The sequence below is a fragment of the Streptomyces sp. 8N616 genome (genome assembly GCF_052246385.1).
Lineage (GTDB): Bacteria > Actinomycetota > Actinomycetes > Streptomycetales > Streptomycetaceae > Streptomyces.
Genome location: NZ_JBQQBY010000007.1, coordinates 195,394 through 215,404 on the forward strand (window position 1 = coordinate 195,394; position 20,011 = coordinate 215,404).

Annotated in this window: 18 protein-coding genes; 6 read left to right on the top strand and 12 right to left on the bottom strand. The window is 71.0% G+C overall.

Annotation, left to right across the window (positions count from 1 at the left end; translation table 11 throughout):
- Positions 1-7 precede the first annotated feature (7 nt).
- The 9 genes from ACTWQC_RS08950 to ACTWQC_RS08990 all read right to left on the bottom strand — a co-directional run bounded on the left by ACTWQC_RS08950 (position 8) and on the right by ACTWQC_RS08990 (position 8,840).
- Positions 8-427, bottom strand: coding sequence for a helix-turn-helix domain-containing protein (locus ACTWQC_RS08950; protein ID WP_443315027.1), 420 nt, complete (start codon positions 425-427; stop codon positions 8-10).
- Positions 428-539: 112 nt separating this feature from the next.
- The gene (locus ACTWQC_RS08955) at positions 540-1,709 is read right to left on the bottom strand and encodes a lytic transglycosylase domain-containing protein (protein ID WP_443315028.1); all 1,170 of its coding nucleotides are present in this window, start codon (positions 1,707-1,709) and stop codon (positions 540-542) included.
- A complete protein-coding gene (locus ACTWQC_RS08960; RefSeq protein WP_443315029.1) occupies positions 1,706-3,121 on the bottom strand; it encodes an ABC transporter substrate-binding protein in 1,416 nt (471 codons plus the stop codon). Before ACTWQC_RS08960 ends, ACTWQC_RS08955 begins: the two co-directional genes overlap by 4 nt.
- Positions 3,122-3,184: 63 nt before the next feature.
- Positions 3,185-3,880, bottom strand: coding sequence for an ABC transporter ATP-binding protein (locus tag ACTWQC_RS08965; RefSeq protein WP_443315030.1), 696 nt, complete (start codon positions 3,878-3,880; stop codon positions 3,185-3,187).
- Positions 3,880-4,680, bottom strand: coding sequence for an ABC transporter ATP-binding protein (locus ACTWQC_RS08970; RefSeq protein ID WP_443315031.1), 801 nt, complete (start codon positions 4,678-4,680; stop codon positions 3,880-3,882). The genes ACTWQC_RS08965 and ACTWQC_RS08970 overlap by 1 nt, the downstream gene beginning before the upstream one ends.
- Complete coding sequence (locus tag ACTWQC_RS08975; RefSeq protein WP_443315032.1) at positions 4,677-6,656, bottom strand: branched-chain amino acid ABC transporter permease; 1,980 nt, start codon at positions 6,654-6,656, stop codon at positions 4,677-4,679. Before ACTWQC_RS08975 ends, ACTWQC_RS08970 begins: the two co-directional genes overlap by 4 nt.
- The gene (locus ACTWQC_RS08980) at positions 6,653-7,114 is read right to left on the bottom strand and encodes a hypothetical protein (RefSeq protein WP_443315033.1); all 462 of its coding nucleotides are present in this window, start codon (positions 7,112-7,114) and stop codon (positions 6,653-6,655) included. Before ACTWQC_RS08980 ends, ACTWQC_RS08975 begins: the two co-directional genes overlap by 4 nt.
- Positions 7,111-7,524, bottom strand: a complete 414-nt coding sequence (locus ACTWQC_RS08985) for a hypothetical protein (RefSeq protein ID WP_443315034.1) — start codon at positions 7,522-7,524, stop codon at positions 7,111-7,113. Before ACTWQC_RS08985 ends, ACTWQC_RS08980 begins: the two co-directional genes overlap by 4 nt.
- On the bottom strand, positions 7,512-8,840 hold the full coding sequence (locus ACTWQC_RS08990) for a hypothetical protein (protein ID WP_443315035.1): 1,329 nt from the start codon (positions 8,838-8,840) through the stop codon (positions 7,512-7,514). Before ACTWQC_RS08990 ends, ACTWQC_RS08985 begins: the two co-directional genes overlap by 13 nt.
- A 262-nt stretch (positions 8,841-9,102) precedes the next feature.
- Here ACTWQC_RS08990 and ACTWQC_RS08995 point away from each other — a divergent pair, with 262 nt between their 5' ends.
- Positions 9,103-9,969 carry an IclR family transcriptional regulator gene (locus ACTWQC_RS08995; protein WP_443315036.1) on the top strand — a complete coding sequence of 289 codons (867 nt, stop codon included), beginning with the start codon at positions 9,103-9,105 and terminating at the stop codon, positions 9,967-9,969.
- Positions 9,970-10,168: 199 nt separating this feature from the next.
- Positions 10,169-10,780: a nucleoside-triphosphatase gene (locus ACTWQC_RS09000; protein WP_443315037.1), complete on the top strand. Its 612-nt coding sequence runs from the start codon at positions 10,169-10,171 to the stop codon at positions 10,778-10,780.
- An 89-nt stretch (positions 10,781-10,869) separates the two neighbouring features.
- Here the strand turns inward: ACTWQC_RS09000 and ACTWQC_RS09005 are convergent, their stop codons facing one another.
- Positions 10,870-11,658 (bottom strand): VOC family protein, encoded by a 789-nt coding sequence (locus ACTWQC_RS09005; RefSeq protein ID WP_443315038.1) that lies wholly within the window; start codon positions 11,656-11,658, stop codon positions 10,870-10,872.
- A gap of 557 nt (positions 11,659-12,215) precedes the next feature.
- On the opposite strand from ACTWQC_RS09005, the gene ACTWQC_RS09010 reads away from it, so the two are divergent.
- The 3 genes from ACTWQC_RS09010 to ACTWQC_RS09020 all read left to right on the top strand — a co-directional run bounded on the left by ACTWQC_RS09010 (position 12,216) and on the right by ACTWQC_RS09020 (position 15,780).
- On the top strand, positions 12,216-13,172 hold the full coding sequence (locus tag ACTWQC_RS09010) for a hypothetical protein (protein ID WP_443315039.1): 957 nt from the start codon (positions 12,216-12,218) through the stop codon (positions 13,170-13,172).
- Between the two features lie 131 nt (positions 13,173-13,303).
- The gene (locus ACTWQC_RS09015) at positions 13,304-14,755 is read left to right on the top strand and encodes an amino acid permease (RefSeq protein WP_443315040.1); all 1,452 of its coding nucleotides are present in this window, start codon (positions 13,304-13,306) and stop codon (positions 14,753-14,755) included.
- Positions 14,756-14,865: 110 nt separating this feature from the next.
- Positions 14,866-15,780, top strand: a complete 915-nt coding sequence (locus ACTWQC_RS09020; RefSeq protein ID WP_443315041.1) for a GNAT family N-acetyltransferase — start codon at positions 14,866-14,868, stop codon at positions 15,778-15,780.
- Between the two features lie 313 nt (positions 15,781-16,093).
- On the opposite strand, the gene ACTWQC_RS09025 is transcribed toward ACTWQC_RS09020, so the two are convergent.
- Complete coding sequence (locus ACTWQC_RS09025; protein WP_443315042.1) at positions 16,094-16,801, bottom strand: GntR family transcriptional regulator; 708 nt, start codon at positions 16,799-16,801, stop codon at positions 16,094-16,096.
- A 200-nt stretch (positions 16,802-17,001) separates the two neighbouring features.
- On the opposite strand from ACTWQC_RS09025, the gene ACTWQC_RS09030 reads away from it, so the two are divergent.
- A complete protein-coding gene (locus ACTWQC_RS09030; protein WP_443315103.1) occupies positions 17,002-18,312 on the top strand; it encodes an MFS transporter in 1,311 nt (436 codons plus the stop codon).
- Positions 18,313-18,520: 208 nt separating this feature from the next.
- Here the strand turns inward: ACTWQC_RS09030 and ACTWQC_RS09035 are convergent, their stop codons facing one another.
- Positions 18,521-19,903 (bottom strand): phenylacetate--CoA ligase family protein, encoded by a 1,383-nt coding sequence (locus ACTWQC_RS09035; RefSeq protein ID WP_443315043.1) that lies wholly within the window; start codon positions 19,901-19,903, stop codon positions 18,521-18,523.
- Positions 19,904-20,011 lie beyond the last annotated feature (108 nt).

The window sequence follows — 20,011 nt, forward strand, 5'->3', positions numbered from 1 at the left end:
GCTCACGCTACGAGCCGACGCCGGGTTTGGCTTCTCCGTTCCTGACCGGCCGCGTCATGATCTTCGCGTAGCACGCCGGGATGGCGGCGCCGTGGTCGTGGCTGCGGGCCCGGTACGAGCTCGGGCTCTCGCCGACCAGCTCGGTGAACCGCGAGCTGAACGACCCCAGTGACGTACAGCCGACCGCGAAGCAGACCTCCGTCACCGTCAGGTCGCCCCGCCGCAGCAGCGCCTTGGCCCGCTCGATCCGGCGGGTCATCAGGTAGCTGTACGGCGTCTCGCCGAAGGCGGCGCGGAAGCTGCGGGAGAAGTGGCCCGGCGACATGAGGGCGGTGCGCGCCAGGGCCGGGACGTCGAGCGGCTCCGCGTAGTCGCGGTCCATGAGGTCACGGGCCCTGCGCAGCCTGACGAGGTCCTCCGGTGTCACACGACCACCATCCCATGGCGGCGGGTCCCGGCGATGCCGGGGAAGTGGATCGATTCGGCCGGGCCGGGACCGACTGGGCCGGGACCGGGCCAGGACGGTGAGAACCCCGCTGTCAGGGGCGTTCCCGTTCCTTCTCCGTCGGCGTGAGCACCTCCGAGGTGACGCCGGTCAGCGGCTTCTCCTGAGCGGGATCGGGCGGCGAGGCGGTCGTCGGCGCACCGGGTGCCGGCAGAGAGCGCTTCAGCGGGTCCAGGTCCAGGAGGTCGTCGAGGGGATCCTCGCTCGGCGGGGTCCCGGGGCGCTTCGGTGCGGGCCGGTCGTCGTCGGACGGCGGGGGGCGGTTGCGCCGGTGATCTTCGGGTGGCGCGCTGGAGCGCCCGGACGGCCGGGGCTGCGGCGACCGCTCTGCCTCCGGCTCGGGCGACGGCGGGATCGCCGGGGCGGCGGCGCTCGGAACGATCTCGTCCGAGTAGACGCGCAGCCAGCTCAGCACCAGCTGCAGATATGCCTCGGAGTGGTTGTACGCGAGTACCGCTCGCCGTATCCCCTCGGCTCGCCGCAGGTCACCGCCTGCCGTGCAGAGGTAGCGCCCGGCGGCCAGCCACGCGTCGTCGACGTGGTGCGGGTCGGCCGTCCCGTCCCCATTGCCGTCGGATCCCCAGCGGTGCCACGTGGACGGGATGAACTGGGCGGGGCCGACGGCCCGGTCCCACACGGGGTCGCCGTCATAGGTCCCGCCGTCGGTGTCGCGGATGGCCATGACGCCGGGGCCGCCGTCCAGCCGGGGCCCGAGAATGGGGTGGCGGGTCCGGCCGCGGGCGTCCAGGTCGCCACCGCGCGCGTGGCCGGACTCCACCCGGCCGATCGCCGCCAGCAACGGAACCCGAAGCCCGCACCCGGGCTGCGACCCGGTCAGCGCGGTCACCGTCTTCCGGTACGCGGCGAGCACCCGGCCGGGAATCCCGTACGCGGCAGGAAGGCGCGGCGCGACCACCTTCGGCCCGCCCTCCTCGTCCTCGCTCCCGTCCCCGTCCTCGATCTTCCACGGCACCGGAAGCGCCTCCGGCACCGCAACCGGAGGCTCGGGGTACAGCGGCGGGCTGCCCCCTCCCCTGTTCCATGGCGCCGGCGGCGCCGACGGTGACGCGCCCACCGCGGAGGACTGCCCGGCCAGTGGCAGGACGGCGGCGGTCGCCATGCCGCCCGTCGCGCCGACCGCGACCACTCCGGCGATCACCTGATGCCACAGCAGCGAGCCGCGCTGCGCCCCCGGCCGGCTCACCAGCACACCGTCCGCGCACCCAGGGGCGCCGTCCACGTGCCGCCCGAACCCCGCATGAAGAACGTGCACTTGGAGTCGGTGGTTCCCTTCCCCGCCACGTAGCCCAGCGGCACGGTCAGGCCGCCGAAGCGCTGTCCGCGGAAGGTGTAGAGCTCCCTGGCCAGCCCGGCCCTGCTGATGTCGCCGGCGCCGCGCGCCGCCTTCTCGAACACCTTCGCCGACGCCCACCCCTGCGCGGCCGCCGGTCCCGCCGCCTTGCCGCTGCCGTACTTGTTCCAGGCCGCGTCGAATTCGCGGATCGCCGGAGTCGAGGCACCCGCGAAGGGGAACACGGCCATCGAGGCCAGCACGTTCGTCAGTCCGGGCTTGCCCGCACTGTCGGCCGCCATCGTGGCCGAGGGCTGCAGGAACTGGGGGTTGAAGTTCTGCCGGCGGCAGGACGAGGCCACCCTGGCCACGGTGTTCGGGTCCCCGGTGACCATCATCAGCTCCACGCCCGCATTGCGCGCCTGGATGCACTCGGCGGTGTAGTCGGGCTGCGTGAGCGAGATCTTCGCCCGGTAGACCGGGTCGAGGCCGAAGCGGCGGGCCGCGTTCCCGTCGCCGAACATATGCTCCCCGGCATGCGTACACGCGTCGCTCTCGGTGCAGATCAGCCCACCGATCTTGTTGCCCTTGCCGTACTTGGCGCCCAGTTTCGCCAGCCCGTCCAGCGCGGTCGACGAGGCGGGGCACTCGCTGAACATCATCGGGCTGTTGCTCCACAGAGTCGTCGAGCAGTCGCCGCCCACGACCGGAACCTTCTTCTTCTCGACGTAGCCCTTCCAGGCGGCGAGGGTGTGGGTGGTGGTGAACGAGGCGACGATGGCGACCGCCTTGCGCGTCTCGACCAGTTCCTGCACGTGGCTGCGGCCCTTGGCGGCGTCGGCGCCGTCGTCCATGACGATCACCTGGACCCTGCGGCCGTTGATGCCGCCCTTGGCATTCGCAGCCGCCGCCCAGGCCTGCAGCGCCCGCGGCCCCTGCGCGAAGGCAACCCCTCCGGGCCCGGAGTACGTGCCCACACTGCCGATGACGATGGGCGGGCCGCCCTTGCCCTTCCCGCCGTTCCCATCCGCGCCCGACGAGCCCGAACCGCCCGACTGGGCACCGGACGTGTCCTTCCCGTCCCCTCCGGTCCCGGCGGATCCCGAAGCGCCGGACTCGTCGGCCGCGCCCTCACCGGTCGGCCCGCCGGTCGACCCGTCCTCCCCCGGCAAGGTCTCGCCGGTGCCCGCTCCGGAGCCGCCGGCGCCGTTGCCGGCGGCCGCGCGGACGATGGTGTCGTGGTCGACGCGGGTACCGCAGGCGGCGAGCGCCAGGCTCAGCACCGCCACGGCCGCGAGAGTGCTGCGGGTACGGGGTGGGGTCACGGTCTCCTCCACGGTGCGGTGCCGGTGTTGCGGGTGCGTGGGTCGGTCTTGGGGGTAGGGCCGTCAGGTCTGCGCGCCCAGGTACTGCTCCATGAGCCGCGCGCTGTCCAACTCCCCCGGTTCTCCGGCGAAGTCGATTCGCCCCCTGTTCATGAGGTAGACGTAGTCGGCCAGTTCGAGCGCCCGGGTGACGTACTGCTCGACGAGCAACAGCGCGCAGCCGGAGCCGGCCAGCTTGCCGAGAAACTCGAAGATCTCGTCCACGACCACCGGCGCCAGGCCCATCGACACCTCGTCGAGCAGGACGTAGGCGGGGCTGGTGACGTAGGCGCGCGCCACGGCCAGCATCTGCTGCTGACCGCCGCTCATCGAACCGGCGGGCAGGCGGAGTTTCTCGCCGAGCGCCGGAAACGCCGAGACCGCCTTCTCGATCGCCTCGTCGGGATCGCCGCCGGCCGCCTGGATCAGGATGTTGTCCCGCACCGTCAGATTCGGGAACACCCCGCGCCCCTCGGGCACGTGGCAGACGCCGTGGCGGGCGAGGATGTGCGGGGGCTTGCCCGTCAGGTCGTGGCCGTCCAGGCGGAGCCGTCCCGAGCTGGGCGCGAGGAGCCCGGAGGCGACCCGAAGTGTCGTGGTCTTGCCGGCGCCGTTGGTGCCCAGCAGCGCCACCACCGATCGCGGCGGCACCCACAGCGACACGTCGCGCAGGACGCGTGTGTCCCCGTATCCGGCGCTGATGTCCAGCAACTCCAGCATCAGGCCGCCTCCGATCCCAGGTAGGCGGCGCGTACGGTCTCGCTGGCGCGCACCTCGGCCGGCGTCCCCTGGAAGATCATCTGGCCGAAGTCGAGAACGTAGAGGTAGTCGCAGACGGACATGACGAGCGCCATGTCGTGCTCGACCAGCAGCACTCCGCAGCCTCGTTCGGCCACCACCTGGGTCACGATCGCCCCGAACCGCTCGGTCTCCGCGGTGTCCAGACCTGACGACGGCTCGTCGAGCAGCAGCATCGAGAACCCTCCGGCCAGCACCCGGCCCAGGTCGACCAGGCGGCGCTGCCCGGTCGACAGCGAGCCCGCCACCTCGTGGCGCAGCGCCCCGAGACCGCACAGGTCGAGCACCTCCTCGGTGGCCCGGCGTACGGCCTTCCGCTCGGCCGGCGGGCACAGCAGCTGCCTGAGGGGGTGGCTGCGGGCCAGGCGCGCTTCCCGTCCGATGGCGATGTTCTGTTCCACGGTCAGCGAGTCGAACAGGTCCATCCGCTGGAAGGTCCTGCCGAGGCCCAGCTGCGCGCGTGCCGAGGGCGGACGGCCCGTGATGTCCTTCCCGCAGAGGTCGATCCGGCCCTCCGAGGGGCGCAGCAGTCCGGAGCAGGCGTTGAACGTGGTGGTCTTTCCTGCCCCGTTGGGGCCGATCAGCCCGGTGATCCGGCCGAGCGGCGCCTCAAAGGCCGCGGCGTCCACCGCGGTGTTCCCGCCGAACCGGATCGTCAGCCCCTGGGCCCGCAGGCCCGGGGCGCCGTGACTGATCACGGTGGTTTCCTCGCCGTCGCTCATCGCGAAGCTCCCCTCGCCAGCCCCGCACCGAGCCGGACGCGCGCCGGTCCCGGCTCGGCCCGTCGCGCGCTCCTGGCGGCGGCGAGCCGGAGCCGCTGGGCGGCGGGCCCCTCCGAGCCGAGGCGTTCGCCGGCCCGCGACGCCGCCGGGTCCGCGACGCCAGGAGCTCCGCTGCGCCGCCCGGCCGCCCCGGCCTCGCGGATGGCGACGGCGAGCGCACCGAGTCCGAAGAGCACGGGCTGCCACGCGACGACCGTCTCGTCGGTGACGTACGCCGGAACGACCACGAGACCCACTGCGGCGGCGACCGGCGCGGCAGAGCGCAGGCCGGTGCAGAGCACCAGGATGGCCAGCCAGGTCAGCGATGCGTACGAGGTGAACGGCACGCTGGTCGCCGACTGTCCCTGGGAGGCGTAGAGCGCTCCGGCGACCCCGGCGATGAACGCCGAGATGGCGAAGACGGTGACCCTGGTGACGTTCACGCCGAGGCCGAGGGTGGACAGCGTGGTCGGCGAGTCGGCCATGGCACGCAGCAGCCGCCCCAGCCTGCTGCGGCCAAGACCTGCGATCAGCAGCGACCCGGCGACGGCGGCGGCGAGCAGCACGTAGTAGAACGCGGTGTCCCCCGCGAACGGACCGGGCCGTGTCGCGGGCAGCGTGCCGGTCGCCCCGAACATCCACGCCGAGCCGTAGACGACCTTTTCGAGCAGCAGCCCCAACCCGAAGGTGGCCAGCGCCAGATACAGCCCGGAGAGCCGGATCGCGGGAATGGCCACCAGCGCTCCGACCGGCACCGCGACAGCGCCCGCCAGCAGCACCGCGAGCGGCCACGGCAGCCCTGACCCGACCGCCAGGTGCGAGAAGGTCGAGGCGCCCACCGCGACCAGGGCGGCGTGGGCCAGCGACACCTGGCCGGAGGTCCGTACGAGCAGGTGCAGCGAGGCGAAGATGAGCACGAACACCAGCGCCGTGGAGTACACCGGCAGCTTGGTGCCCGCCACGAACGGGACCGCCGCGGCCAGGACGATGGCGACGGCCGCCACCCCGCGCGCCGCAGTGCGACTCATCAGCGGCGGCGCCGGCGGCGCCGACCGGTGCTCGCCGACCTCCAGGAGCTTGCCGCGGCCCGCCAGCAGCAGGACGGCGAACAGGACCAGGAACGGCAGCGCGGGCGGCAGCCCCGAGAGCACCTCCGAGTGGGACACCATCTTGGTGGCGAGCGCGGCCAGCACGCCGATCAGCAGCCCGCCCGCGTAGGTCAGCGGAAGGCTGGAGAAGAGCCCCACCGCCGCGGCCCCGTACGCCTGCACCACCAGGAGCGTCAGCAGCAGCGCGTCGAGCCCGATCTGAGGGGCCAGCAGGATGCCGGAGACCGCGGCGAACCAGCAGCCGATCAGCCACGCCCAGCTCCGTACCGCGTACGCGCTGGTGCCGGACAGCGCCAGCAGCGCCGGGTCGTCCACGACGGCCCGCATCTTCACGCCCATCGGCGAGATCCGGAAGAACAGGAAGAACCCGAGCGCGCCCGCGGCGGCGACGGCCGCGGAGATCAGCTGGTCGACGCCCACGTTGATGCCGATCAGCTCGACGGTGTCGGTGGGCAGGAAGGCGGGGAAGTCCAGGCCCGAGCCGCCGTAGTGCGCGACCAGGCCCATGGTGATGGCCAGCTGCAGGCCGACCGTGGCCACGATCTTCGTGGTCGGGGTGCCGCCCGCCAGGCTCCGGGTCACGCGTTCCATGGCCGGCGCGATGACCGGCGGCACCACGACCACGGCGATGGCCAGCGCGAGCGGCCAGGGCAGCCCGCGGACGACGCGCAGGTCGTAGTAGGCGAAGGCGGCCACCGCGGCGATGGCCCCGTGCGCGAAGTTGAAGATGCCGGAGGTCTTGTACGTCAGCACCAGGCCCATCGCCGCGAGCCCGTACACCGAGCCGGTGGTGATGCCGATGACGACGAAGGACAGCAGATCGTTCACGCGGCACACACCCCGCACGGCTCGCCGTCGTCGAGCCCGGCCGGCGTCACGTCCTTGCCTGCCACCAGCGGGCAGTCCGGATGGTGCAACCGGGCCATCCCGGCCGCCCGCACCAGCGGCAGCGGGACCGTCGTGTCCGCGGGCCGGGCGGGCCGCGGCGACGCGGCCGTACGCGACGCCTCCTCCGAATCCTCCTGCGGTGCAAGGGAGATCAGCGCGACACGGCGCTCGCCGACCGCCCGGCGCAGCCGCAGCAGCCACAGGCACAGGCCGCCGGCTGAGACCGCGAACCCCGCGACCCCGACGTTCAGCCAGGCCGCCTGCCGCGGCGCCGACACCGTTCCACTTGCGCCGAACCAGGCGGCCACGATCACGGCGAGCCCGATCAAGGTGGTCGCGCAGACCGTCAGGACGTCGCCGTCCCGCCACGGTTCAGGGCGCCGCCCTGCGCCGCTCATCGCCCGTCCTCGGCCGCGGGCGCGGCCACGAGGCCGGTGCGGTCGCGCTCGGCGGGTGCGGGAGCCGCGGGGGCCGCGGGGGCCGCGGGGGCCGCGGGGGCCGCGGGAGTCACGGCGGCCCGGTCCGGCTCGTACGCACGGACGGCCTCGGCTGCCCTGAGCGCCTGCTCGATGCGGTCGAGTTTGCGCCACTCGTCGCGCAGGTCGGCCGACAGCCACAGCGCGGTCGAGATGCCGAGCAGGAAGAGCCCGCCGAGGCCGGCGCTGGCGAGGTAGGGCAGCTGTTCGGCCGGGTACGGCGTCCCGCTCACCCCGTGCCAGCCGACGATCAGCACGACGGCCCCGGCGACGCCGGTCCCCGCCGCGGTCAGCCGGTCCCACTGGCTGCGTACCCGGGTCATGATGTCCATCGAGTCTTCACTCCCAACAGGCGCAGCAGGTTTCCGAAGGCGAACGTGGCCACGGCGCCGAACGCGAGCACGAGAAAGACGCCGGTCACACCCATGCCGGCGGGGCTTCCGGCCAGCCGGGTGGGCGCCTCGGCCGTGGGTGCGGGTGCGGAGTCGCCGGCTTGTTCCGGGGGTGCTTCCGGTTCCGCCGCCGGGGGCTCTTCCTCCGGTGCGGGTGCGGAGTCGGCGGGAGCTTCTTCGCCGCCGCTCGCGGGTGGGGGTTCCGCCGCGGGTGGCACGGGTACGTCCACGCCGCCTGGCGGTGATTCGACCCGGTCGGCGGCGGCGAACGCGCGGCCGAAGACGTAGTGCAGCGTGTAGACCGCCCCCGACTGGGGGTCCTTCTGCCGGGCGAGGACTTCGAAGCCGGCCGACATCACGCCGTGTTGTGTGCGCTCCTCGCTGAGGTGGCGCACCCGCACTCCCGCGGCGGCAAGCGCCTCGGCCGGATCGGCGGCGCCGGGCAGGGGCACCGCCTGGCCTCCGGCCCGTATCCCTTTGCGGGTGATCTCCACGACCTGCCCTGCGACTTCGGTGCGGCCGATGGTCAACTGCGCGTCGCGTACGAGCCTGCCGTCCGCGCCGACCGTGGCCGTCGCTGCGCTGCGCACCTGGCCGAGCCGCAGCACGCGGTTGATGGTGATCGGCTGGGTGTCCGCGGTGGCCGAGGCCTTTCCCACCCGCTTGTCCGAGTCGGCCTCGGCCTGGGCGAGCGCGGAGGTCGACCCCGACGCGGCGTCCTGACCCAGCCGCGTCCGGGCCTGGGCCCGCGTGGAGGTCTTCGTACTGTGCGAGCTGAGGGTGTGACCCTGCTGCCCGGCCTCGGACTTCTCGTCGGACGGGTAGCGGGAGGCCACGTACGCCGGGTACTCGGGGAACTTCTGGCCGGTCTGGCTGCCGAGCAGGGCGGGCGCGGAGACGATCGTCTCGCCGGGGTACGGACTGCCGGCGAACCCGGACGACTCCTCGACACCGGAGTTGACGCAGGCCTGGGCGGCGGGGATCGCTGCTCCCGAGGGCGCCTGCAGCACCGTGTTGTCGCTCGCGCTCACCATCACCTGCAGACCCTGCGCGCTCGCCACCACCGGGCAGTCCGCCTCACCCGACTCGGACGACTCGGCTGACTCGGCGGATTCAGCTGCTTCGGCTGTTTCGGCTGTTCCGGCCGACGTGGCCGCCGCAGCGCCTCCGGGCACGCACACCAGCAGGACGACCGTGCCCAGCCCAGCGAACGCGCGGGCACGCGATGACAAGGGGCGGGGCGGTTTCTTGGGCATGTACGTGCTCCACCGGGGATCGACGGCGTCTGCAGACGGTGATGCGACCTGGGGGGTACGTACAACTCTCAACTGACGCATCGTCAGAAGGAAGCCCTGAGGTCACCCGATCCCGGTGAGCGATCGCCCCGCTCCCACTCACCGGGACACACTCTTGGCACGGAGTCCGACGGGGATTACGTCCTGGCTCTTCCACTCTCAGCGGAAGCCTGACATACCGACAGGCACTGCTCGGCTTCGTATCGCTAGGTGGAGGTGGAAGATGACGGTCCCGATGATCGTCGACACGTACGTGGGGATCTCTTCTCCCGGGCAGGACGGCCGCCCGTCGGCGACGTCCGCCATCGCACCGGCACGGCCACGGCCCTCGCCACCGAGCTCCATGATCGAGCGGATGACGCTCATCCTCGACGCCTTCGATCCCGCCACGCCCACGCTGTCCCTGCTGGAACTGGCCGAGCGCACCGGCCTGCCGCGCTCCACCGTTCACCGCATCCTCGACCAGATGATCCGGCTGCGCTGGCTTGCGCACTCCGCCGGCGGCTACCGCCTCGGCATACGCCCGCTGGAGCTGGGCGGGCTCGCGGCCGACCACAGCGAGATCCGGGACGTCGTCAACCCGCTGCTGTACGAGCTGTGCCAGAGGACAGGGTTCGTCAGCCATCTCGCGGTGCTGGACGGGCGCGAGGTGGTCTACCTCGACAAGGTGGGCGGGCGGGCCGCCGCCCATCTGCCCACCCGGCTCGGTGGGCGGCTCCCCGCGCACACCACGGCGGTGGGCAAGGCCATCCTCGCCTCGCTCGACCCGAGCCACGTCGATGCCCTGTACCGCCCGTGCAGGACACGGCTGCCGGTCCGTACGCCGCGCACGATCCGCAGCATCGCGGACCTGCTGGGCGAGCTGGAGCAGGTCCGGCTGCGGCACGGTGTCGCCATGGACAACGAGGAGTCCATGACCGGCATCTCCTGCGTCGCGGCCCCGCTGCGCGGCCGCGGCCCGGCCACCGCCGCGCTCTCGCTCTGCGGCGACACACGGGCGATGAACGCCGGACGGCCGGCGTCGATGGTGCTCGAAGTCGCCCGGGAGGCGAGCCAGGCGCTGTTCCCTCACCGGCGCCGATGGCCGTAGCGTGCTGCCCCGGAGTCGCCCGGCACAGACTCACCATGTAGGCGAGCGCGGCGTTGTCGAGCCAGGCCGCCTGGTCGTCGATGCTGCGGGTCTCCGCCAGTCTGGGTAGTCGCGCCTCGCGCCACGCGGGCTGTCCGGGTTCGCCGCGGACCGCCCCCGTCGGCTGCCGCTGCGGCATGAGCCGGTCGGTGGGACCCTGGTGGAGGAACCGGCAGAAACGCACTGGCAGAACGCCTGGCGGAAGGACAGCCGCAGCTCGATCACCGGGAAGCCGATGCCGACGAGGATCCTGCTCGAGGGGCGCCCCGGCGTGGGCAAGACGACCGCCGTACGCCGGCTGGCCGCGCTGCTGCGCACCCGCGGGGTCGTCGGCTTCACCACGGAGGAGATCCGGCACGGCGGCACGCGGGTCGGTTTCGCGCTGGAGACACTGGCGGGCGAGCGAGCCGTGCTGGCGCACGTCGACTTCCCCGGGCCACCGCGGGTCGGGCGGTACGGCGTCGACCTGGGCGTCATGGAACGACTGGCGCTGCCGTCGCTCACGTCGGCGCCGAGGGGCCCGGGGCGGCTCGTGCTCATCGACGAGCTGGGGCGGATGGAACTGGCCTGCACCGCGTTCCAGGCCGCGGTCCGTTCCCTGTTCGAGGCCGACGCCGACATCGTCGCCACCGTCCACGCGCACCGCGACCCGTTCACCGACGCCCTCAAGCAGCGCGCCGACATCGAACTCGTCCCTCTTACCCGGGCGAACAGGGACGCCTTCCCCGGGGAACTGGCGGCTCGGCTGGAGAACCCACGGGAGAACCCCTGAGGATCTCCCGCCCCGCTCGCCAACAGGCTCCGGCCCCGCGCCGGCGAGCAGCCGGGGCCGGAGCCGGGAGAAGAGGGACCTGCCTGGGGTCAGGTGACCTTGGGCATCTCCCCCTCCGTCGTCTCGAGGTCGATCACGGAGAAGGTGGCCCCCTGCGGGTCGGAGACGGCCGCGAACCGGCCGAACGGGCTGTCGTGCGGCCCGAAGTGCACCTCCCCGCCGTGCTTGGTGACGGTGGCGATCGCGTCGTCGCAGTTGCCGACGGCGAAGTAGACGTTGACGTACGGCGGGACGTCGGCGGGGAAGTCGCCGGTCATCTTCATCCGGCCGACCACCGTGTCGTCTCCGAGGTTGTAGAGCTTGAAGTCGACCGCCTCGTCCTCCAGCGTCTTCACCCCGTAACCGAAGACGGCCGGGAAGAACGCGTCCGCCTTCTGGGCGTCGCGCGTGGTGATTTCGGCCCAGCAGAACGAACCGGGCTCGTTCTCCTTCTCGAAGCCCTTGTGGGTGCCCGCCTGCCAGACGCCGAAGACGACGCCGCTCGGGTCCTTGGCGATCAGCATCTTGCCGAACTCGCCGACGGCCATCGGCTCCATCATGGGGTCGCCGCCGTTGTCGCGGATCTTGGCGGCGGTGGCGTCGATGTCCCGCGACGCGAAGTAGATGCTCCAGGCCGGCGGTCCTTCCCAGCCGGGCATCTGGGGAGAGACGGCGGCGACGTTCTTGCCGTCCGAGTACGCCTGCGTGTAGTTGCCGTACTCTTCCGCGGGTTCGCCGAAGGTCCAGCCCAGCAGTTCACCGTAGAAGCTCTTCGCGGCCCCCACGTCGGGGAACATGGCGTCGGCCCAACAGGGCGCGCCTTCGGGTTTCTCGGCCATGGCTTGACTGCCTCCTGCTCTGCTCCTGCTCAAGGGTTGTCGGCTTGCCACGCTATCCGTGGATCTCGGCTCACGCCCGGCAAAGCATTCGAACACATGGTCAATTCTTGGGGGTGGACCATGACGCGGCGGCGGACCTCGCGCCGGACAGGCCCCAGACACGTCCGGAACCCGCCGCGACACGGAGAGGCCGGTTTGCACCCGTCCATCCATCAGGGAATGCGACTCCCCCGCCCGTCTCGCCGAAAAAGCAAGAACTTTCAACCAATTCGAGCGGCAGTGGCGAATCGATCCTTCAACCATCGTGGCGCATATGCCCCGTGAATGCGGCACAGTGCGCTTGCGCCTTGAAGTCCGGGGAGACGGAAGGGCGATGGATTGAGCAGGCCAGAGGCGAAAGGTGAATATGGAACTAGTTATTCAGCGCGACTAGTTTCGCTACGACTTCACGATGAGTAGGGTATGGCCCGCTGCCGGTGGATCTCTGGAAGGGGTCCGGCTGAATTCGGCGTGAAGGGATCTGTGGGCGATGCCGCCCGCCGGATCGGGAGGGGATCGTGACTGCTGGCTCGTTCGAGGGGCAGTACGTGTGGCATCCGGCGGCCGACGATCGCCGGTTGGCGCGGGCATGCATCGACGTGAGGGCGGGTCGGTACCTGAGCGCACACGAGGCACTGAAGGAGACCCGCGGGGATTTCGAGGTGCGGGCCCACCGGTCGCTGGTCCTGGCATCCGAGGCGGCCGACTCGGATCTGGCGGAGCGCTGGTTGGCCGAGGAGCCCAGCGCGGAGTCCGCTCTGCTGTGGGCGCGCGTGGCGATGCTCCGGGCCTTACGCATGGCCGACGCCCGTGATCCACGCGAGGGCACCCTGGTGCGCATTGCCCACGTGGCGTGTGAACGAGCGGCTCAGATGCTGCCCGAGGACCCCACCCCCCGGGTGGCGCAGCTGGCTCTGGCCCGCCTCGACCGGCCTTCCGACCCCGCCCCGGAGGGGCTGCTGACCGCCCCTCCCGGCCCCTGGCGCCTGTTCGCCCATATCCTCCGGCTCGATCCCTGGAACCGCGAGGCACACCACCGGTTCCTGGCCTTCTTCTTCACCCGCCACGGCGGTTCGGCGAGTGCCAGATGGGATGTCGCCACGTTCCTGAGCCAGCGGGCACCCGTCTTCTCGGCTCTGCGACTGCTGCCGCTGGTGGCGCTGGTGGAGGACTACGACCCCTCCGCTCTGCTGGCGGACCGCATCTGGGAGCAGCCCCAATGGAGGGGTGCGGCCCTGGGAATCTCCCACAACTGGCTTCCCCACGTGGCCGGTTATCGGTTCACTCCCGTGCTGGACCTGTCATATCTGGCGCACGCACTGTTCATGGCGAAATGCGAATTCGAGGCGCGGGAAGCCTTCACGGCCATGGGTCCGTACGCGTCTCGGATGCCCTGGAGCGTGTTCGGTGATCCCGAAGAGCAGCTGACCAGAGCCAGACGTTTGTGTGGACTCCCGATACCCGGTGCCGCCTGATCCATCCCGTTTTCCATCAACCCCTTCCGAGAAAGGTCGCGGCTGTGACGGAGCGTTCGTCTCTCACTCGCCCGAAAAGCGGTCGTCATGCAACGTCCGTCACGCTCGATGACGACGCGACACTGCATGCCATGGGTTATCCGCGGAAACTCACTCGGAGATTTCGCGCGTTCGACAATTTCGCCATTTCCTTCACGATCATCAACATCATCTCCGGGATCTTCTCCTCCTTCGGATTCGGCATGGGTGCCGGCGGGCCACGGATTCTCATCTTCGGCTGGATCGGCGTGTCCGTCATGGTGTTGTTCGTCGGTGCCTCGATGGCCGAGATCGCCTCTGCCTACCCGACCAGCGGCGCGCTCTACTTCTCCGCGGGCAAGCTCGCCAAGCGGCATCGCGGCGCCTGGTCCTGGTACACGGGGTGGCTGAACTTCGTGGGCCAGGTGGGCGGGACGGCCGCCACAGGCTTCGCGGCCGCCACCTTTATCCAGGCGTTCATCGGGCTGCAGTGGTCCACGTACGAGGTGACAGCACAGAAGACGGTCGCCATCACGGCGGTGATTCTGCTGCTCCAGGCACTGGCCAACACCTACACGGTGCATCTGGTCGCCATACTCAACCGGATTTCGGTGTGGTGGCTGCTGATCGGCATGGTGGTGATCGTGACCGCGCTCGTCGTGGTGCCCACGCACCATCAACCGGCTTCGTTCGCCACCCATTTCGTCAACAACACCGGTTTCACCAACGGCGTGTACGGCGCCATGCTGGGCCTGCTCGTCACCAGTTGGACCTTCACCGGCTTCGACGGCAGCTTCCACATGTCAGAAGAGACCGTGAAAGCAACCGTCAACGCCCCCAGGGGCATCATGCGTGCGATCGCCTACTCCGCACTCACCGGGCTGATCCTCATGCTGGCCCTGGTATTCGCGATCCACGACTACGACAAGACAGCGAGCGCGTCGGCGCCGCCGGTGCAGATTCTCATCGACGCACTCGGCCTGGGCGCCGCCAAGCTGCTTCTGCTGATCGTGATCGGCGCCATGCTGTTCTGCGGCCTGGCCAACATGACCAGCAATACCCGCCAGATCTTCGCCTTCTCCCGCGACGGGGCGATGCCCGGCTCCCGCCTGTGGCATTCGGTGTCCCTGCGCACCCGCACCCCGGTCAAGGCCGTCTGGCTCGCCGCGGCCTGCCCCCTGGTGCTCGTGCTGCCCGGCTGGTGGTCCCACACCGCCTTCACCGCCGTCGTGAGCGTCAACGTCGTCGGGCTCTTCCTCGCGTACGGCGTACCCATCTTCCTGCGGCTGCGCCTGGACGACTTCCAGCCCGGCCCGTGGAACCTGGGGCGTTACGGCAAACTCGTCGCGGCGATCGCGGTGGCCTGGATCGTGCTCAGTAATGTGCTGTTCATGCTGCCCCAGGCATCCCCGGTTACCGTCACCTCGTTCAACTACGCGCCCGTCGCGCTGGCCGTGGTCCTGTTCATCGCCACGGTGTGGTGGTTCGCCACGGCCCGCCGGCGCTTCCAGGGGCCGGTGAGCTACGGCAGCCCCGACGAAGTCGCCGCCATGGACCTGATCTGACCCACCTGACCAACCTGACCACCCGACCACCTACCCACCACCGCAACCACCCGCAGCCGCCCCGCGGCGGCTGCCGCACCCACACCCAAGGGAAGGGAAGAACAGAACGTATGGCCCCCCTCGGCGAAGCTCCGCTTCCGCGCTCCACCACCGAGAACCCGACCCCCCGTCCCGCCGGCACCAGCGGACTCACCGTCACCGGCGCCTCGCTGGACGACTGGCACCAGGTGGCGGAGTGGGCCGCCGAGGAGGGGTGGAATCCCGGCAGCGGCGATGTGGCCTGCTTCCACCCCACCGACCCCACCGGGTTTTTCATCGGTCGCCTCGGCACTCAGCCGGTCTCGGCGATCTCGATCGTCAACCACTCCCACGAGTACGCGTTCCTGGGCTACTACCTGGTCCACCCGGACCACCGCCGGCAGGGGCTGGGCCTGGCCACCTGGCGCACCGCGTTCCCGCACGCCGGAACCCGGACCATCGGCCTGGACGCCGTACCCGCGCAGCAATCCACGTACCAGCGCGCCGGGTTCAGCCCCGCACACGAAACCGTCCGCTACGCAGGACGCCCGGAGCGGTCCGGAAATCCGGCAGGCGCAGTCGTGCCCGTCACCTCGGCCCACCTCGACGCGATCGCCGCGTACGACCGGCAGTGCTTCCCCGCGGACCGGCGCGGCTTTCTCACCCGCTGGCTGACCGCCCCCGGCCGCACCGCCTACGTCCATCTGCACGACGGGCACCTCGCCGGCTACGGGGTGATCCGGCCCGCCCGCGACGGCTGGCGCATCGGGCCCCTGTTCGCCGACACCCCCCAGGGCGCCGAAACGCTCTTCGACGCTCTCACCGCTCACCTCGGTCCGGATGACGAGGTGGTCCTCGACGTCCCCGAGCCCCAGCAAGCCGCCCGAACCCTCGCCACGGCCCGCGGGCTGACACCCCAGTCCCACACCGTGCGCATGTATACAGGACCGGTCCCCCCGACGCGGGCGGATCGCACCTACGGCGTGACCAGTCTCGAACTCGGTTAGCGCACCGGCCCGGCCCCGCCGGGCTGCGACGGTGCCCGCTACCAGCTGAGGTGCAGGCTCCGGGGTGAGCGGTGGACAGGCGTCGGGCACATCTCGACCGGGCGGTCCGCGGACAGCCGGAGACCGGGCAGCCGACCGGTCAACAGCTCCAGAATGAGGCGCAGTTGCTCACGGGCCAGCCTGATCCGGGACAGCCGTGGACCCCCTGGCCGAGCGTCAGGGCGCAGGGAGTTGGCGGACGAGAACTCCTCGGGCGCGTCGAGCCTGCCGTGCCTGTAAATCCACCAACGGCCTGCGGCGGCTGTTAGCCGAACTACCGCTTCTGCGCGGCGATCCGCCGCGCGTAGACCTCGACGAGCTCCTGGTACGAGTCGTCGAGATAGCTCGTGAGCAGCGCCTCGGCGCCAGCGCTGTCCCCGGCCTGCAGCGCGGCGAGGATCTCCCGGTTCCGCGGAAGATAGGGCTCATGCAGCCGTCGCGGATCGTCCACCACATGGAAGGCGAGGCGCAGTTCGGCCAGCACGCTGCGCATCAGCTCGTCGGTGCGCGGGCTCCCGCCGAGGGCGACGAGCTCGCGGTGGAAGTGGATGTTGGCCGTCGACACGCCCTTCCAGGCCCGTTCGCGCGCGGAGCGCTCGCCGGCGGCGACCGCGGCCTCGAGCCCGCCGAGCGTGAACGGCGGCTCCCCCAGGCCCCGTACGACGGCGCATTCGACCAGCCGCCGCACCTGGTAGATGTCGGCGACGTCCCCTACGGCGAGCACCCGCACGAAGACCCCGCGGTTGAGCTGATGAATCAGCAGCCGTTCGTGCGTGAGCAGCCGGAACGCCTCGCGCAGGGTGTTGCGCGACACCCCCAGCGCCCCTCCGATGCTGTCCTCGGACAGCCGCGTCCCGGGCGGGAAGAACCCCTCCGCGATCCGGCTGCGCAGGATGTCCGCGACCCGCTCGGCCGTACTGGTACGGCCCAGCAGCGCACGGTCGTCCGCCAGCGCGCTCAGCTCGGCCTCCGTCGTCCCCACAGCGATCTCTTCTCCCCGTCTCGCTCCGCACCCCATGCCCAAGCTCGATGGTCTCAAAGTCAATCGCAGAAGCATGAACGAAACAACACGCCTCTTGAAGGATCGTTCAACGATCCTCTAGCTTGGGGCGAGTGCCGGCCGGTCCACTCTCCGGCGCGTACGTCTCTCAGCGCACCCAACTCCCCTTCTGCGAGGTGCAGATGAGTACGAAACCCCCGCCCCCGTCCACCCCGGCCGACACCCGGATTCCGCAGGGCCGGCTCCCCGAGGACCGCGGCCCGTTCGCCTGGCTGCGCGCCCTCGGCCCCCGCGGCCGCCGCGCCTTCGGCGGCGCATTCGGCGGCTATGCCCTCGACTCGTACGACTTCTTCACGCTGCCGCTGAGCATGGTCGCGATAGCGGCCTACTTCGGGCTCGACAGCGGCCAGACCGGTCTGCTCACCACCGTCACCCTGGTCGTCTCGGCGATCGGCGGCGCCGTCGCCGGCGTCCTCGCCGACCGCATCGGCCGGGTGAAGGCCCTGATGATCACGGTGATCACCTACGCCGTTTTCACCGTGCTGTGCGGCTTCGCGCCCAACTACGAGACGCTGCTGGCCTTCCGCGCCCTGCAGGGCCTGGGCTTCGGCGGCGAATGGGCGGTCGGCGCGATCCTGGTGGCCGAGTACGCCTCCGCCAAGCACCGCGGCCGCACCCTCGGCGCCATCCAGAGCTCATGGGCCGTGGGCTGGGCGCTCGCCGTCATCGTCTACACGCTGGTCTTCCAGTACGTCGACGAGGACACCGCCTGGCGCGTGATGTTCTGGACCGGCGCGCTGCCCGCCCTGCTCGTCATCTACGTACGACGCCATGTCAGCGACGCGCCCGGGGCCACCGAGCAGCGCCTGGAGAGCGCCGACAAGAACGCCGTCGGCTCCTTCGCCGGAATCTTCAAGCCGGAGTTGCTGCGCACCACGCTCTTCGCCGTACTGCTGTCCACCGGCGTCCAGGGCGGCTACTACACCCTGGCCACGTGGGTGCCGACCTACCTCAAGTCGGAGCGCGGGCTCACCGTCATCGGCACCGGCGGCTATCTGACGTTCCTCATCTCCGGCGCCTTCATCGGTTATCTGACCGGCGGCTATCTCACCGACAAGCTGGGCCGGAAACGGAACATCACGCTCTTCGCCTTCCTCTCCGCCACCTGCATTCTCGCGTACACCAACATCCCCGACGGGGCGAATGGGCTGCTGCTCGTCCTCGGCTTCCCGCTCGGCTTCTGCATGTCGGCCATCTTCAGCGGCTTCGGCTCGTTCCTGAGCGAGCTCTACCCCACCGCGGTGCGCGGCACCGGGCAGGGCTTCACCTACAACACCGGGCGGGCCGCGGGCGCCTTCTTCCCCACGCTCGTCGGCTTCCTCGCCGACAGCTGGGGGGTGGGCGGCGCCCTGGTCTTCGGCGCGGTCGGCTACGGTCTCGCCGTGCTGGCGCTGTTCGGACTGCCCGAGACGCGCGGCCGGGAGCTGCTGTGACCCGCACTCAGGGGACCGGTAACCCGGTGACGCGTACCCAGGGAACCCGCACCAGGGCCACGAGCGCGCGCGAGGCCCGCGCGCACTTCCGGGCCGGGATGCGGCGAAAGGGCGGCGCCGGGTTCCACGGGATGGCCGGGGCCTCATACTGTCGGGGGCCGGCGCGTATCGATGTCTGCGGGTGAGCAAGTCCGCTCGTGACCTGGCCTCACGGGTCGTGGCGCCACGGAATGACGACGCGGAACTTGCCGCCGGCAGTCTGCCGAGGCGGTTCTGTGGCGCGCTCGACGGTGACGTGCCCTACGCTGTGGGCGGTGAGCAAGCCGGTGATCTCGCCATACGCGGTGCTCCACACGCGGTCCGGATCCACTCCCGCGGTCGGCCGGATGCGCACCCGCAAGGTCGTCGGCGAGGTCTGCTCGATCTGGAACAGGTCCATGCCCGGGGTGCGTTCCAGCACGGTTTCGAACGCCATCGGCACGATGCTCACCGGCTCCCCGCCCGGGCGCGGGAAGGACAGCAGGTCCGCCGCTCGGCCCCGCACCTTGAAAGCGGGCAGGGGGTCCCCGCACGGGCAGCGGTCCGGGCGCTGCAGCACGCTGTCGCCCAGGTCGTAGCGGAGGATCGGTTGCGCCCATCGGCACAGGCTGGTCAGCAGCACGGTGTGGGACTGCTGTCCGGGTGGGGTGGGGCGGTAGTCGGCATCGACCGGTTCCAGGATCAGCCAGTCGCTGTGGATGTGCAGCCATCCCTGCGGGCAGCCGTAGCCCAGAGCGAGGCTCTCGTTGCACGCGTAGGTGTTGAGCACATGGGCGTCGAAGGCGGAGCGGATGCGCTGGTGATCGCCGTCGCTGATGCCCTCGGCCACCAGCGACACCACGTCGGGGTCGATCCGCAGCCTGCCGGCCAGCCGCTCCCCGGCGAGCAGCGCGACCATGGTGGCGTAGCCGTGCAGCGAGGCCGGGCGGAACTGGTTGAGTTGGTCGACCAGTTCGGGGAGGGGGCTGTGTACGGAGAACACGCGGCTGCCTCTGGCCTGCAGGCGGCGGGCCTTGTGCCGGCGGATGGTGACCGCGTACGCGGCCAGGTGACCACCCGTGGCGATGACATGGGCCGACCGCCGGCCGCTGAGGAGCAGCCTCGCCATCCGGGCAGGGGTCAGCGCCCGTGACGCGGCGCGCAGCGACAGCGCGGTGACCACCGCTGCCGCCCGGTCGTCGAGCAGAAAGATGCCGCGGTGCCCGGTCGTGCCCGAGGTGGTGGACACCAGGTACTTGCCCAGAAAGCGATCGCCGATCCGACCGGGATCCTCGATGAAGGCTCGTACGCCCCCGAGGGTGACATCGGGGTCGGTGACCCAGTCGTTGAACCGTGCCATGAGCTTCGGTTTGTCCGTCACCGGCAGCGCGGTCAGGTCCTCGGGGACCTCGGGCACGCTCCCGTAGAGCTCCCGGTAATAAGGGGAGTGCGCACGGGCGAAGGCCACCATCGTGGACAGGCGCCGCCGTTGCCGGGCCGACACGCCCTCGGGGCCCTGTCGGCACGCCGCGCGCCCGTCCAGAACCAGCTTCAGCGTCGAAGTCGTCCTCACCCTTCCTGGCTACTCCTCACCGCGGGCGCCGGCACGACTGATTACGGCCGTATTGCGGAAGAGTTCGCAGCTCGGAGACGCCCATGGGCGGAAGCCGCCGGCCGAGCG

Bases quoted from the DNA above. Each gene is read 5' to 3' on its own strand.
- ACTWQC_RS09020 (WP_443315041.1), top strand. From the start codon at position 14,866: ATGGCCCCCCTCGGCGAAGCTCCGCTTCCGCGCTCCACCACCGAGAAC.
- ACTWQC_RS08980 (WP_443315033.1), bottom strand. From the start codon at position 7,114: ATGAGCGGCGCAGGGCGGCGCCCTGAACCGTGGCGGGACGGCGACGTC.
- ACTWQC_RS08985 (WP_443315034.1), bottom strand. From the start codon at position 7,524: ATGGACATCATGACCCGGGTACGCAGCCAGTGGGACCGGCTGACCGCG.
- ACTWQC_RS09005 (WP_443315038.1), bottom strand. From the start codon at position 11,658: ATGGCCGAGAAACCCGAAGGCGCGCCCTGTTGGGCCGACGCCATGTTC.
- ACTWQC_RS08990 (WP_443315035.1), bottom strand. From the start codon at position 8,840: ATGCCCAAGAAACCGCCCCGCCCCTTGTCATCGCGTGCCCGCGCGTTC.
- ACTWQC_RS09030 (WP_443315103.1), top strand. From the start codon at position 17,002: ATGAGTACGAAACCCCCGCCCCCGTCCACCCCGGCCGACACCCGGATT.
- ACTWQC_RS08965 (WP_443315030.1), bottom strand. From the start codon at position 3,880: ATGCTGGAGTTGCTGGACATCAGCGCCGGATACGGGGACACACGCGTC.
- ACTWQC_RS08995 (WP_443315036.1), top strand. From the start codon at position 9,103: ATGACGGTCCCGATGATCGTCGACACGTACGTGGGGATCTCTTCTCCC.
- ACTWQC_RS09015 (WP_443315040.1), top strand. From the start codon at position 13,304: ATGGGTTATCCGCGGAAACTCACTCGGAGATTTCGCGCGTTCGACAAT.
- ACTWQC_RS08970 (WP_443315031.1), bottom strand. From the start codon at position 4,680: ATGAGCGACGGCGAGGAAACCACCGTGATCAGTCACGGCGCCCCGGGC.